Source organism: Blautia sp. AM42-2, assembly GCF_003480245.1.
In the GTDB taxonomy this organism is placed as follows: domain Bacteria; phylum Bacillota; class Clostridia; order Lachnospirales; family Lachnospiraceae; genus Fusicatenibacter; species Fusicatenibacter saccharivorans.
This window is the reverse complement of record NZ_QUIM01000001.1, coordinates 189,455-201,839: the sequence shown is the minus strand read 5'-3', so window position 1 is coordinate 201,839 and position 12,385 is coordinate 189,455. Positions and strand designations below refer to the sequence as shown.

General features: G+C 50.2%; 16 protein-coding genes. All 16 read right to left on the bottom strand.

The features are described 5' to 3' along the window. Positions 1-24: 24 nt before the first annotated feature. A complete protein-coding gene (gene lepB / locus DW915_RS01015; RefSeq protein WP_243033767.1) occupies positions 25-585 on the bottom strand; it encodes a signal peptidase I in 561 nt (186 codons plus the stop codon). A gap of 81 nt (positions 586-666) precedes the next feature. Continuing rightward, positions 667-1,014 carry a 50S ribosomal protein L19 gene (rplS, locus tag DW915_RS01010; RefSeq protein WP_022461510.1) on the bottom strand — a complete coding sequence of 116 codons (348 nt, stop codon included), beginning with the start codon at positions 1,012-1,014 and terminating at the stop codon, positions 667-669. Positions 1,015-1,102: 88 nt separating this feature from the next. After that, a complete protein-coding gene (gene trmD / locus DW915_RS01005; RefSeq protein ID WP_117760368.1) occupies positions 1,103-2,227 on the bottom strand; it encodes a tRNA (guanosine(37)-N1)-methyltransferase TrmD in 1,125 nt (374 codons plus the stop codon). A gap of 18 nt (positions 2,228-2,245) precedes the next feature. Next, on the bottom strand, positions 2,246-2,752 hold the full coding sequence (gene rimM, locus DW915_RS01000; RefSeq protein WP_022461508.1) for a ribosome maturation factor RimM: 507 nt from the start codon (positions 2,750-2,752) through the stop codon (positions 2,246-2,248). Between the two features lie 176 nt (positions 2,753-2,928). Continuing rightward, a complete protein-coding gene (locus DW915_RS00995; RefSeq protein WP_022461507.1) occupies positions 2,929-3,159 on the bottom strand; it encodes a KH domain-containing protein in 231 nt (76 codons plus the stop codon). A 21-nt stretch (positions 3,160-3,180) separates the two neighbouring features. Next, positions 3,181-3,426 carry a 30S ribosomal protein S16 gene (rpsP, locus tag DW915_RS00990; RefSeq protein ID WP_022461506.1) on the bottom strand — a complete coding sequence of 82 codons (246 nt, stop codon included), beginning with the start codon at positions 3,424-3,426 and terminating at the stop codon, positions 3,181-3,183. 54 nt (positions 3,427-3,480) lie between these two features. Beyond that, positions 3,481-4,830 (bottom strand): signal recognition particle protein, encoded by a 1,350-nt coding sequence (gene ffh / locus DW915_RS00985; protein ID WP_117509057.1) that lies wholly within the window; start codon positions 4,828-4,830, stop codon positions 3,481-3,483. A 2-nt stretch (positions 4,831-4,832) separates the two neighbouring features. Further along, positions 4,833-5,177, bottom strand: coding sequence for a YlxM family DNA-binding protein (gene ylxM / locus DW915_RS00980; RefSeq protein ID WP_330377042.1), 345 nt, complete (start codon positions 5,175-5,177; stop codon positions 4,833-4,835). 160 nt (positions 5,178-5,337) lie between these two features. Next, complete coding sequence (locus tag DW915_RS00975; RefSeq protein WP_022461503.1) at positions 5,338-6,591, bottom strand: peptidoglycan-binding protein; 1,254 nt, start codon at positions 6,589-6,591, stop codon at positions 5,338-5,340. Positions 6,592-6,664: 73 nt separating this feature from the next. Further along, positions 6,665-7,957: an RIP metalloprotease RseP gene (gene rseP, locus DW915_RS00970; RefSeq protein WP_118697221.1), complete on the bottom strand. Its 1,293-nt coding sequence runs from the start codon at positions 7,955-7,957 to the stop codon at positions 6,665-6,667. 6 nt (positions 7,958-7,963) lie between these two features. Then, positions 7,964-9,118, bottom strand: coding sequence for a 1-deoxy-D-xylulose-5-phosphate reductoisomerase (locus DW915_RS00965; RefSeq protein ID WP_117812869.1), 1,155 nt, complete (start codon positions 9,116-9,118; stop codon positions 7,964-7,966). Between the two features lie 50 nt (positions 9,119-9,168). Then, entirely contained in the window at positions 9,169-9,960 is a 792-nt protein-coding gene (locus DW915_RS00960; RefSeq protein ID WP_022461500.1) for a phosphatidate cytidylyltransferase, read from the bottom strand. 5 nt (positions 9,961-9,965) lie between these two features. Beyond that, on the bottom strand, positions 9,966-10,703 hold the full coding sequence (gene uppS, locus DW915_RS00955; RefSeq protein WP_022461499.1) for a polyprenyl diphosphate synthase: 738 nt from the start codon (positions 10,701-10,703) through the stop codon (positions 9,966-9,968). Positions 10,704-10,770: 67 nt separating this feature from the next. Further along, entirely contained in the window at positions 10,771-11,289 is a 519-nt protein-coding gene (gene frr, locus DW915_RS00950; protein ID WP_373141022.1) for a ribosome recycling factor, read from the bottom strand. Between the two features lie 70 nt (positions 11,290-11,359). Further along, positions 11,360-12,058 carry a UMP kinase gene (gene pyrH / locus DW915_RS00945; protein ID WP_022461497.1) on the bottom strand — a complete coding sequence of 233 codons (699 nt, stop codon included), beginning with the start codon at positions 12,056-12,058 and terminating at the stop codon, positions 11,360-11,362. A 58-nt stretch (positions 12,059-12,116) separates the two neighbouring features. Then, positions 12,117-12,368, bottom strand: a complete 252-nt coding sequence (locus tag DW915_RS16515) for a helix-turn-helix domain-containing protein (protein WP_226906317.1) — start codon at positions 12,366-12,368, stop codon at positions 12,117-12,119. Positions 12,369-12,385 lie beyond the last annotated feature (17 nt).

Below are 12,385 nucleotides of genomic sequence, written 5' to 3'. Positions count from 1 at the left end.
GTTTCTTCTCCTTCTATGCTGCGTTTACACGAAACCGATTTTCTTCCACGGCGAAATCGTAAACCAGAGCTTTCCGACAATGCGGTCCGAATCCACGAGTCCCATGCCGTTGTGGCGGCTGTCCTCGCTGTTGTTCCGGTTGTCGCCGAGCACAAAGTACTGTCCCTTCCCGACCGTGATCGGCTCGGAGGCAAGTCCCGCGTTTGTGATGGCCGGAAATTCATCTTTTTCATTATAGACTTCCCCGTTGATGAGGATCTGTCCGTCTTTGATCTGTACCGTCTCGCCCGGCAGCGCAATCACACGCTTGATGTGGATGCTCGCCTTCTTGTCCTCACTCGTCCGGAACGCGATGATATCCCCGCGTTTCGGAGAACTTAAGCGGTACCAGGCGGAGTCCATCAGCACACGCTCCCCCGGCACGAGAGTCGGCTCCATCGAGCCCTCCTGCACCACGACACTTCTGCAGAAAAACCAGGAAAATGCCGCGGCAAGAAGAATCGCCGCAATAATTTCCAGAATCCATACAAACGTGGAACGGATCTTTTTCTTGTAGAAATATTCCTTTACATATCTGGTATTCATACCCATAGTGTAATTCTCCGTAAGACAAAACCGGAGAAACACAATTGCTCATGTTCCTCCGGCCATCCTTTTAACGACTTATTATTTTACCAGCTCTTTCACTTTCGCTGCTTTACCAACACGGTCTCTTAAGTAGTTCAGTTTCGCACGTCTTACTTTACCACGTCTGATAACTTCTACTTTCTCAACGTTCGGAGAGTGTACCGGCCATGTTTTCTCAACGCCTACGCCGTTAGAGCTCTTACGAACAGTGAAGGTCTCTTTGCTTCCGCCGCCCTGTCTTTTCAGGACAACGCCTTCGAATACCTGGATACGCTCGCGGTTACCCTCTTTGATTTTACCGTAAACTTTAACGGTATCACCAACGCGGAACTCCGGTGCTTCTGCTTTTAACTGTGCATCTTCGATTTTCTTAATAATGTCGTTCATTTCTTTATCTCCTTTTTTTACCCTGGATGTTCTTAATGCCTTTTTGCAACAGCGGACCATCTCTTTACTCACAACAAAATACATTATACTATAATGCATCCGCAGATGCAAGTATTTTTTTCACTTTCCATTCGCCGCTGTACAGCAGACTGCGAAGCGCGAAAGAAAACCGCTGCAGGCCGTCCGCGGACGGTATGCCGGTAAGCCGTGCGACCAGACGGAAACCGTTTTTTTCCAGCTGCTCTTCGAGTTTTTCTTCCTCTTCCGAGAATCCGTCCGGGCACAAAAACACCAGCGGTGTTTCTTTTCCGGCAAAGCTGCGGATATACTCGCTCTTTGCTTTCATACCCTCCTCAAGCGTTCCCGGAAGCTGCAGAATCAGCAGATCATGGTCATCAAACAGATTTTTCTGTTTCCGGATCTTCTTTCGTCCGAGATCAAGGCTTACACCATAGCGTGTCATGCCTGCCAAAAGATCGTGCGCCCAGGCAGACGATTCCTCTTTTTCATTGCATGCGCAGGAAATCTGGAATGCATTTTCCAGAAGGTCCGGCCGCCGCTCGGCTGTCCGCACCAGAGAGGCCTCATGGCGCCATGCTTCGATCTTTTTGTGGTCACCGGAAAGAAGCACCTCCGGAACTTTTTTCTCGTGCCATGTCTCCGGTCTTGTGTAATGCGGATACTCAAGCAGGTTGTCCTGCAGTGACTCAAACTGCGAAGATTCCTCGTTGCTTAAGACACCCGGCACAAACCGCGATACCGCATCCACCAGCACCATTGCACCGAGTTCTCCGCCTGTTAAAACATAATCCCCGATCGAGATATAGTCCGTTACCACTTCCTGCAGTACGCGGTCATCGATGCCCTCATAGTGGCCGCAGAGCAGCACAAGATCGTCCTCAAGCGCCAGCTCTTCCACCATCGTCTGGTTCAGTACTTTTCCCTGCGGTGTCAGATAGACCGTGCGCGGCTTTTTCCCGATCTTTTCGGCTACCGACTGGTAGGCGCGGAACACCGGCTCCGCCTCCATGACCATGCCCGCACCGCCGCCGTACGGGTAATCGTCCACGCGGTTGAATTTATTTGCTGAAAAATCCCGGATATTCGTCGTCTCGAGGGAAATATAGCCGTTGTTGATGGCTCTTCCGAGGATGCTGGTGTGCAGCCCCTGCTCGATCATCTCGGGAAACAGCGTCAGAATATGATATTTCATCGTTCTTTACTCTCTTTATCAGTCAATCAGGCCCGGAAGAAGGTGAATCGTCATCTTCTGCTCATCCAGGTCCACATCCAGAATGCAGTCATGGATCGCCGGAATCAGAACCTCTCCGTGCTCTTTCGAATCTACAATATAGACGTCGTTCGCACCGGTCTCCATCACATCGCGGAGCGTGCCGAACAGTTCGCCGTCCTCGGTGTACATCTGCATTCCCTGCAGGTCTGCGATATAGTATTCGTCCTCTTCCAGCGGAATGGCATCCTCTCTCGTCACATAGAGGCTGCAGCCTTTATACCGTTCGATATCGTTGATGTTGTCAATTCCTTTGAATTTTACAATGGCAAGCTGTTTGAAAAAACGCACGCCAGTTACATGGAGTTCTTTTTTTTCTTTTCCTGTATCGAGAAAAACGCGGTCCAGAGAAAGAAAACGCTCCGGATCTGTCGTCGGGTATACCTTTACCTCACCGCGTACGCCGTGGGTTGTGGTAATTACGCCAATCTGCAAATATTCTTCCATTCAAAAACCCTTTCCAACCAGTTCTACTGTGTATTGCGACTTGAGAAACACGCTTTGCGAGTTTCTCAAGTTATCGCGGCAGTCGCCAAGGTCCCGTGCAAGCACGGACTTTGTCTCGTTGCCCGCGTAAAGAAAGGAACCGGCAACAACTGTCGGTTCCTTTTCCTATCTTTTACTTACTGTAAAATTTCTACGACAACTTTTCTGTCGCTCTTTGAGGAAGCTGCTTTTACAACCGTACGGATTGCTTTTGCAATGCGTCCCTGACGTCCGATGACTTTTCCCATATCTGACGGATCTACTTTGAGTTCCAGCAGAAGGTCATCACCGCTGACGGTTTCTGTCACAACTACCTCAGATGGATGATCAACCAGAGATTTTGCAATTACTTCGATAAGTTCTTTCATTACAAGATACCCCCGTATGAATTATTTCTCGATACCAGCCTGTTTTAAGAGTTTGGCAACGATTTCGGTCGGCTGTGCGCCGTTAGCCAGCCATTTTTTAGCAGCCTCCTCGTTGAAGCTGATTGCGCTCGGCTCGCGGTTCGGATCGTAAGTTCCGATCTCCTCGATGAAACGTCCGTCTCTTGGGGATCTGGAATCTGCTACAACGATTCTATAAAAAGGAGCTTTCTTCTGTCCCATTCTTCTTAATCTCATTTTTACTGCCATTTTTCTTTACCTCCATTGTAAATTCATGTATTTATTTATATTTTTTCTTTTATGCTAAAAGGGAAGTTTGAATCCTCCTCTTTTACCACCCTTACCGACCATTCCGGTCATCTGTTTCATCATTTTTCTTGACTGTTCAAACTGTTTGATGAAACGGTTTACCTCCGCGATGTCAACACCGGCGCCTTTTGCAATTCTCTGCTTTCTCGACGGATTGATGAGATCCGGGTTTTCTCTTTCCTTTGGCGTCATAGAAAGTACAATAGCTTCCTTTCTTGCCATGTCTTTTTCATCCACCATGCTCTCAAGATCCTGGCCCTTCATTTTCGCGCCGACGCCCGGAAGCATATTCAGGATGCTGGAGATGCCGCCCATATTGCGCATCTGCTCCATGGAATCCAGATAATCGTTGAAGTCGAACTGCGCCTTCTTCATCTTCTGTTCCATGGCTTTTGCTTTTTCTTCGTCGATGTTTGCCTGCGCTTTTTCAATCAGGCTCATCACATCGCCCATGCCGAGGATACGGGACGCCATACGGTCCGGATAAAACTGCTCCAGATCCGAAAGCTTTTCGCCCATGCCGACATAGAGAATTGGTTTGCCGGAAACTGCACGGATTGAAAGTGCCGCACCGCCTCTGGTGTCACCATCTAATTTTGTAAGTACTACACCGTCGATGCCGACTTTATTGCTGAACATCTCGGCCACATTGACTGCGTCCTGTCCGGTCATAGCGTCTACTACCAAAAGGGTCTGATCCACAGGAACAGCCGCTTTGATATCCTGTAACTCCTGCATCATCTCTTCATCGATGTGCAGACGGCCTGCGGTATCCAGAATCAATACGTTAAAGCCGTTTGTCTTTGCATGCACCAGCGCTGCCTTTGCGATATCCACCGGACGGTTTTTATCTCCCATGGCGAACACTTCCACGCCCTGCTTTTCTCCGTTGACCTGCAGCTGTTTGATCGCTGCCGGGCGGTATACGTCGCAGGCTGCAAGGAGAGGTTTTCTTCCCTTGGCTTTTAACTTTCCTGCAATCTTTGCGGTTGTGGTTGTTTTACCGGCTCCCTGAAGACCTGCCATCATAATAATGGTAACTTCACTCGCCGGGCGCAGTGCGATTTCCGTTGTCTCGGAACCCATCAGCTTGACCAGCTCGTCATTTACGATTTTAATGACCATCTGACCCGGATTCAGTCCGTTCATGACGTCCTGTCCGACTGCCTGCTCCTGTACGGATTTGATAAACTGTTTTACTACTTTGAAGCTGACATCCGCCTCGAGAAGTGCCATTTTTACTTCCTTCAGCGCAGTCTTTACATCCGCCTCGGTCAGGCGGCCCTTGCTTCTGAGATTTTTGAAAACATTCTGGAGTTTCTCGGTTAAACTTTCAAATGCCATGCTCAAAGCTCCTCTAATATATCCGATGCAATTGCTGCAATCCGCTGCATCACATCTTCTTTCGGGGTATCACCAGAAGGGTCTGTCAGCTTTCGGATCTCGTTTACATTCTCCCGGATCTGCACAAAGCGTTGTACCAGATGAAGCTTTTCTTCATACTCTTCCAGTGTCTTGTTGCAGCGTCTGACCAGATCGTGAACTCCCTGGCGGGAAATGCCCCGCGCTGCCGCAACCTCGCTCAGGGAAAAATCGTTGAGCACCACGTCCTCATATACCTGACGCTGATGTTCAGTCAGAAGTTCGCCGTAAAAATCATACAGTAATGTCTGTTCCAATATTTTTTCCATTGCGATCACCTTGGTTATCATACACGAAATGATGCTGGGTGTCAAGTATTTTTTCTTGACAGTTTTAAAATTTTTCTGATCCGTTTCAAAAGCCGCAGAAAAGGCGCATTTTCCGCGTTTTTTCGCAGAAAACACGCCCCTTATAAAGACTTTTGTATACCTACTGCAGCTCCGCAATCCTCGTCACAGCCACATAAATCGACTGGATTTTGTACCACGTCGGATAATCCACAATGCCGGAAACCGGCAGGCCGAACAGCCGCTGGAACGCTTCGACGGCGTCCTGCGTCTCTTCATCGAAATAGCCATTTTCATAGACCGTCGGAATCGATGAATACACCTCCGCAATCACGTTCAGCTGCTCCTGCATCTGCAGTACCTTGTTCCCGGACGAGCCGATGGTGAGGTCATACCCCGGCCAGGAGGACGGGATGCCGGAAATCTCCTCCGCCGTGTTGATATACATATTGTCTCCATAATAATTGCGGAGAATCTGAATCGTTGAATACCCTTGGTCCGCCAGGTTTTTGGACCCCCACTGGCTCATCCAGTTCGGGCAGCTCACACGGTTTCCGTCACAGTACTGCGTCAGAATCGGCTGTTTCACATTCGGGCGCGACAGGTAATCAGCAAAAATCTCATCGACCACAAGGGAAATGCTGTCGAAAATATTCCTGCCGTAAATCCATTTGTGATCGTAGGCCGTCGACGAAGTGATCGTAAAATCGTATCCCTTGTTGCGGTACCATTCTGTATAGACACGGTTCAGCGTAAATGACATGATTGCGAGGATATTCGCCCGGATCGCCGCATCCGGCCATGTTGCATAGATTTCCGAGCACGCCACGTTTTTGATGTAGTCGCGGTACCGCACATAATAGTCGCGTGCCGTGCTGTCGGTCGGCGCTCCGTCGTGGACGATGATATACTCCGGGATCACGACACGGGACAGCACAATCTCACCGCTCTCCCTCGTCGGCTTGATCTCACTTTCCGGAATTTTCGCCGGATATTCGCCGAACAACGTATGGTCCGGGATCGTCACATCCGCAAACGCTGCGCCCTCTGCCAGTTTGAGGTCCACCTGCTGGACGGACTGTTCTCCTGAAAGAAGCTCGGAGCCCGTCACTTCAACCGGTTCATACCCTTCCGCCTCCACTTTCACCGTATATTCGGAATACGGCTGATTCACATTCGGTTCCAGACTGTACTCGAGCGGCGGCGTCGCCAGATCCAGCGTCTCCGTTCTGCCGTCCCCGTCGGTAATCAGCTCCTCGATCACATTCTGCGGATCTCCCGTATACGAAACCGTCACCCGCGCCCCGGAAACAGGCCGCGCCTGGATTCTTGTATTTACCCGGATTTCCAGCCGCCCGCGGTCAGTCATTTCCTGCTGCATACGCAAATTTTTCATAAAAAAGCCCCATATCCTGCACTCCTTTTATGGTATGCAGAATATGAGGCTTTGTTGCTTTTCATTTTTCGATTTACAGGATCCGCTGGACGTCGTGGATCATGACGTAGACCATCAACGCCATCAGAAGCACCAGGCCCGCGAAGTGAACCATACCCTCCAGGTCTCGCCGGATTGGTTTTCTGCGGATGGCTTCTATGATCAGAAAAACAAGCCGTCCGCCGTCGAGTGCCGGGAGCGGCAGCAGGTTCATGACGCCAAGGTTCGATGACAGCAGAATCACCATGTTCAGCATCGTCATCACCGTAACCAAAACGCCCTGCGATTTTACATCATCATAGGCGGTTCCGATCGCATCCACCACGCCGACCGGGCCGGAAAGATCGTTCACAGAATACTGTCCGGTGATCAGCATACTGACGCTGTCAATGACGGTGCGCACCCAGTATTTGATCTCCAGCACGCTGTATTTCAGCACGCCGATCGGGGACTGTTTCTCCCGGAGCTGATACGAAAACTGTACATTCGCATACGTATTTTCAACCGGTGTCACCGTAATCTCTTTCGTCTTTCCGCTGTGCTCATACTCCAGCGTCACAGCGCTTCCATCGAAAGGATGCTCTGTCTGGTAAGCAGTAAAATCTGCCACACAGGTGATCGGCGCTCCGTTGATCGATACGAGCAGGTCGCCCGCGACAACACCCGCAGCGGCAAGCGGCATATTCTGCTGCACATACGTGAATTCCATGCCGCGGTCACAGTCATCGTAGTTAAAGCCCATCATATACCGCGTTGTCACCGTCGGTTCATATGTGATCGTTTTCTTTTCCCCGTCGGCCTTTTTAACCTCCAGCGTAATCTCATCCGTCGGCACACCCCGTACCGTCATCACAGAGTTCAGCTCTTTTCCGATGGAAATATGTCTTCCTTCATAGGAAGTGATGATATCTCCCGCTTCCAGGCCTGCCTCTGCCTCCGGCGAACCGTCTGCCACTTCTGTGACGCGCGCCGGGGAACTTCCCGCGTAGCTGATCACAAAGATTGCGCAGAAAAATGCCAGAATCATGTTGAACACCGGTCCCGCCGCAACGACGGAAATTCTTGCCCACACGGATTTGCTGTTAAAGGTTCCTTCCCCCTCCTCTTCACCGTCCTCGCCGAGCATCTGGCACGCACCGCCGAAAGGCAGAAGTTTTAAGGAATAGATCGTTCCTCCTTTTTCTGTCTTTACCACCGTCGGGCCAAAGCCGATCGAAAATTCCGTCACGGTAATACCATTCGCTTTCGCCAGAAGAAAGTGCCCCAGCTCATGGATAATAACGGTGATTCCGAAAATGAGTACGGCTATCAGGATTTTTACAATCATGCTGTCTTATTCTCCCATCTTATATCTGTTCGCAATCCATTCATACGTCTCCTGCTCCGCCGCGAGAATCTGCTCCAGCGTCGGATCGGCAATCGTTTTGTGTGCTTCCATTGCACCGGCGATCACGTCGTAAATCTCGAGGAAACGGATCTTCTTCGCGAGGAACAGTGCAACGGCGCGTTCATTTGCCGCATTGAAGACCGTCGGCATGGAGCCGCCCCTCCGGGACGCCTGCATTGCCATCGGAAGGCCGAGGAAGGTATCCATATCCGGTTTTTCAAACGTGATCTGTGTCAGCGCCGCAAAGTCGAGGCGGTCGCCTGCAAGGAAGCGGCGCTCCGGGTAATACAGTGCGTACTGGATCGGCAGTTTCATATCCGGTGTGCCAAGCTGTGCCATGACAGCGCCGTCTTTAAATTCTACCATGGAATGGATAATGCTCTTTGGCTGTACCACAACCTGAATGTGGTCGAGATCAACACCGAACAGCCATTTTGCTTCCATGACTTCCAGTCCTTTGTTAACGAGTGTCGCGGAATCAATCGTGATCTTGTGCCCCATCGACCAGTTCGGATGACGGAGCGCCTGCTCTACCGTTACGTTTTCGAGCTCCGCTCTTGTTTTTCCGCGGAACGGACCGCCGGATGCAGTAATCAGAAGTTTTTCAATTTCTTTTCTGTTTTCCCCGTGCAGGCACTGGAAAATCGCCGAGTGCTCGCTGTCCACCGGAAGGATCTGTACACCGCATTCCTCTGCCAGCGGCATAATAATGTGTCCCGCCGTTACCAGTGTCTCTTTGTTTGCCAATGCAATGTCTTTTCCTGCCTTCATCGCCGCAACCGTCGGGCGGATGCCGATCATGCCGACGATCGCTGTCACAAGGATTTCGCTCTCCGGCATCGTGGCAAGCTCGATCATGCCGTCCATGCCGCTGCCGATTTTTACAGGAAGATCCTTCACTCTGTCACGGAGTTCTGCCGCTTTCGCCTCATCGCCGACTGCCGCAAACTTCGGATGAAATTCCCGGATCTGCTGCTCGAGCAGTGTAATATTACTTCCGGCGCTGATGCCGACCACCTCAAGATCGCCGTTGGCACGCACGACATCGAGGGTCTGGGTTCCGATCGAACCGGTTGAACCAAGAATTGCTATTTTCTTCATATCCCAGTTTCTCCCATCTGCTTCCCGTTTATGCTGTAGGGGAAGCTTTTTTAATGAATCAGAAGCACCGACAGGAAATAGATGATCGGTGCGGTAAAGATCACGCTGTCGAAGCGGTCGAGAATACCGCCGTGGCCCGGAATCAGCTTTCCGTAATCCTTGATGCCCTGATTTCGTTTGATTGCGGATGCCGCAAGGTCTCCGACCATAGAGATCAGCGCGCCGACACCGCAGATGATGGCGTATTCCACCATGCCGCCCTTTGTCGCAGCCGCATAGATGATGCCGAGCAGAATCGCTCCGACGACACCGCCGACAGCCCCTTCTACGGATTTTTTCGGGCTTAAAACCGGTGCCATTTTATGTTTTCCAAAGAGTACGCCGACACAGTATGCACACGTATCGCAGCCCCAGGAGCACAGGAAAATCAGCCATACATGGAATTTTCCGCCGTCCAGCATACGGGTCTGATATACATAGGAAAGCATTACGCCGACATAGACAATCGCAAAGAACGCCGGCATCACCTGATTGGCGTTGTATTTCGGATAAGTAAATACGTATACTGCCATCAGAAGCACGAGATCCAGGATCAGCGCGAGCATCTGGTACATCGGGTCATGAAGCAGCAGGGACAGATAGAAAATCACAACGCCCGCATAGCCCGTAATTTCCAACAGATTCCATTTATCTTCTCTTACCTTCATCACGCGGAACAGCTCTCCTGCGCCGATCAGCGACAGGCACAGAACCGTCATATAGAGCACGGTTCCGCCGCTGCAGATCGTAAGCAGCGCCACAAGGACGAGCACGATGCCGCTTAACAGTCTTGTCTTAAACATCTTTTTTATTCCTCCTTCACGCCGCCGTAACGCCGGTCTCTGTTATTATATTGTTCGATAGCTTTTCTCAATTCCTCTTCGTGGAAATCCGGCCACGGAACCTCGGTAAAGTAAAATTCCGTGTAGGCCAGCTGCCACATCAGGTAGTTGGAAAGGCGCTGCTCGCCGCTTGTACGGATCAGAAGATCTGGATCCGGGATTCCGGCGGTGTCGAGGTAGCTCTCAAAACACTGCTCCGTCAGTTTTCCGTTCTCATCAAACGCATTCTCTGCGAGAGTTCCGTTTTTCACATCCTCGATCATACGGGTCATGCCGCGCAGGATCTCATCACGGGAACCGTAGTTCATTGCGATCTGGAAGTACATGTGATCGTAATCTTTGGAGCACTCCTCCAGTTCATGAATGCTGTCCTGAATATCCTGCGGGAATGCGCTCGGATCTCCGATGATTTTGACGCGCATCTGATTTTTATGTGCTTTTTTGATGCATCGTTTCAGATACTGGCGGAACAGCTTTAAGAGGCCCTCCACCTCGGCGCGGGAGCGTTTCCAGTTCTCGGTTGAGAACGCATAGACGGTCAGATATTTGACACCCATGTCTTTGATCACGTCACACATTTTTTCCAGATTGTCGCATCCGACGATATGGCCGTAGCCGCGCGGCATATTGCGTTTTTTCGCCCATCTGCCGTTTCCGTCCAGGATGATGGCGATGTGATTCGGCACTTTTAATTCATTATCCATACTTTTTTCCTCCGTAAACGATAACAGGCTGCCTGCAAATGACAGGCAGCCCCTCGTTTTCTTTGTATTACACGGTCATAATTTCTTTGGATTTTACGTCCACCATCTGATCTACTTCTTTGATATATTTGTCTGTTAATTTCTGGGTCTGCTCCTCGAGCTCTTTGATTTCGTCCTCGGAAACGTCCTCTTTGGCAAGTTTCTTGAACGCATCATTGGCATCGCGGCGGATGTTGCGGATGGCTACCTTTGCGCCCTCTGCTTTTTTCTTTACCTCTTTTACCAGCTCTTTACGACGGTCCTCGGTAAGCTCCGGGAATACCAGACGGATGACTCTTCCGTCATCGGACGGGTTGATGCCAAGGTCAGACATCATGATCGCTTTCTCGATCTCTTTTACCAGGGATGCTTCCCACGGCTGGATCTGGATCATACGTGCTTCCGGAACAGAGATGTTTGCCACCTGCTGCAGCGGAGTCGGTGTTCCATAGTAATCTACAGTAATGCGGTCCAGTACGTGCGGGTTTGCACGGCCTGCGCGGATGGTTCCGAATTCGGAATCGAGGCTTGCAATGGATTTGCCCATTTTTACCTCAAACGGTTTTACTCTCTCGTCGATCTGATTTGCCATATTAAATTTGTCCTCCTGCTATCTCTTATACGGTCACTCTTGTGCCGTTGATTTTTCCGTTTGCAGCATTTACAATGCTGTTCTCTTCATTTAAACCAAATACCAGCATCGGCATTTTGTTTTCCTTGCAAAGGATGGATGCGGTCATATCTACCACTTTCAGATCCTTTTCAATGACTTCCTGAATGGAAATCTCGTCAAATTTCTTTGCATCCGGGTTTGTTTTCGGATCGCTGTCGTAGACACCGTCTACTGCTTTTGCAAGCAGAATCTCGTCTGCCTCGATCTCGATCGCGCGAAGTACGGTTGCCGTATCGGTTGAGAAATATGGATGGCCTGTACCGCCGGCAAAGAATACAACCATGTTGTGCTGGAAATATTTGTTTGCACGGTCTTTGGAAAATCCTTTTGTGAACTCTCCGCATGGAAATGGAGTCAGAACTGCGGTCATCATTCCCTGGGAACGGAAGATTTCTGATACATAGATACAGTTCATAACGGTTGCCAGCATACCGATCTGGTCTGCTTTGGTACGGTCGATATTTTCGGAACTGCGTCCTCTCCAGAAGTTTCCTCCTCCGATTACGATGCCGACTTCAATCCCCTGGTCTACCAGAGTTTTTACCTGTTTTGCCACTTTTGTGACGGTCGGCTCGTCAAAACCGGTGTGTTTCTCTCCTGCAAGAGCTTCTCCGCTCAATTTCAGTAATACTCGTCGTTTCATCTTGCATCCTCGTTCCTTTATGATATTTTTTCACAAATGTCTTGCATTTATGAAATGATTATACCATCTGTTCCCAAAAACGACAAGGGCAAAATTCGTTTGTGTTCCGCAGATCGTCTGCCGCTGCGAGAATCCGTCTCCACTGCAGATATTCCATCGGCGTCCGGTGCAGATACGCTTTGAAAATCCGCTGACATTCCCGTGGAGAGAGGTGAACGCTTGCGGCGGCTTCTGCGAACCGACGACCTGGATCATCTGCTGTGTGGTAATCTGTATTTTTACATTCACCATTCGAAAAGAATCCCGCGATACGGCGGCATAAAAACC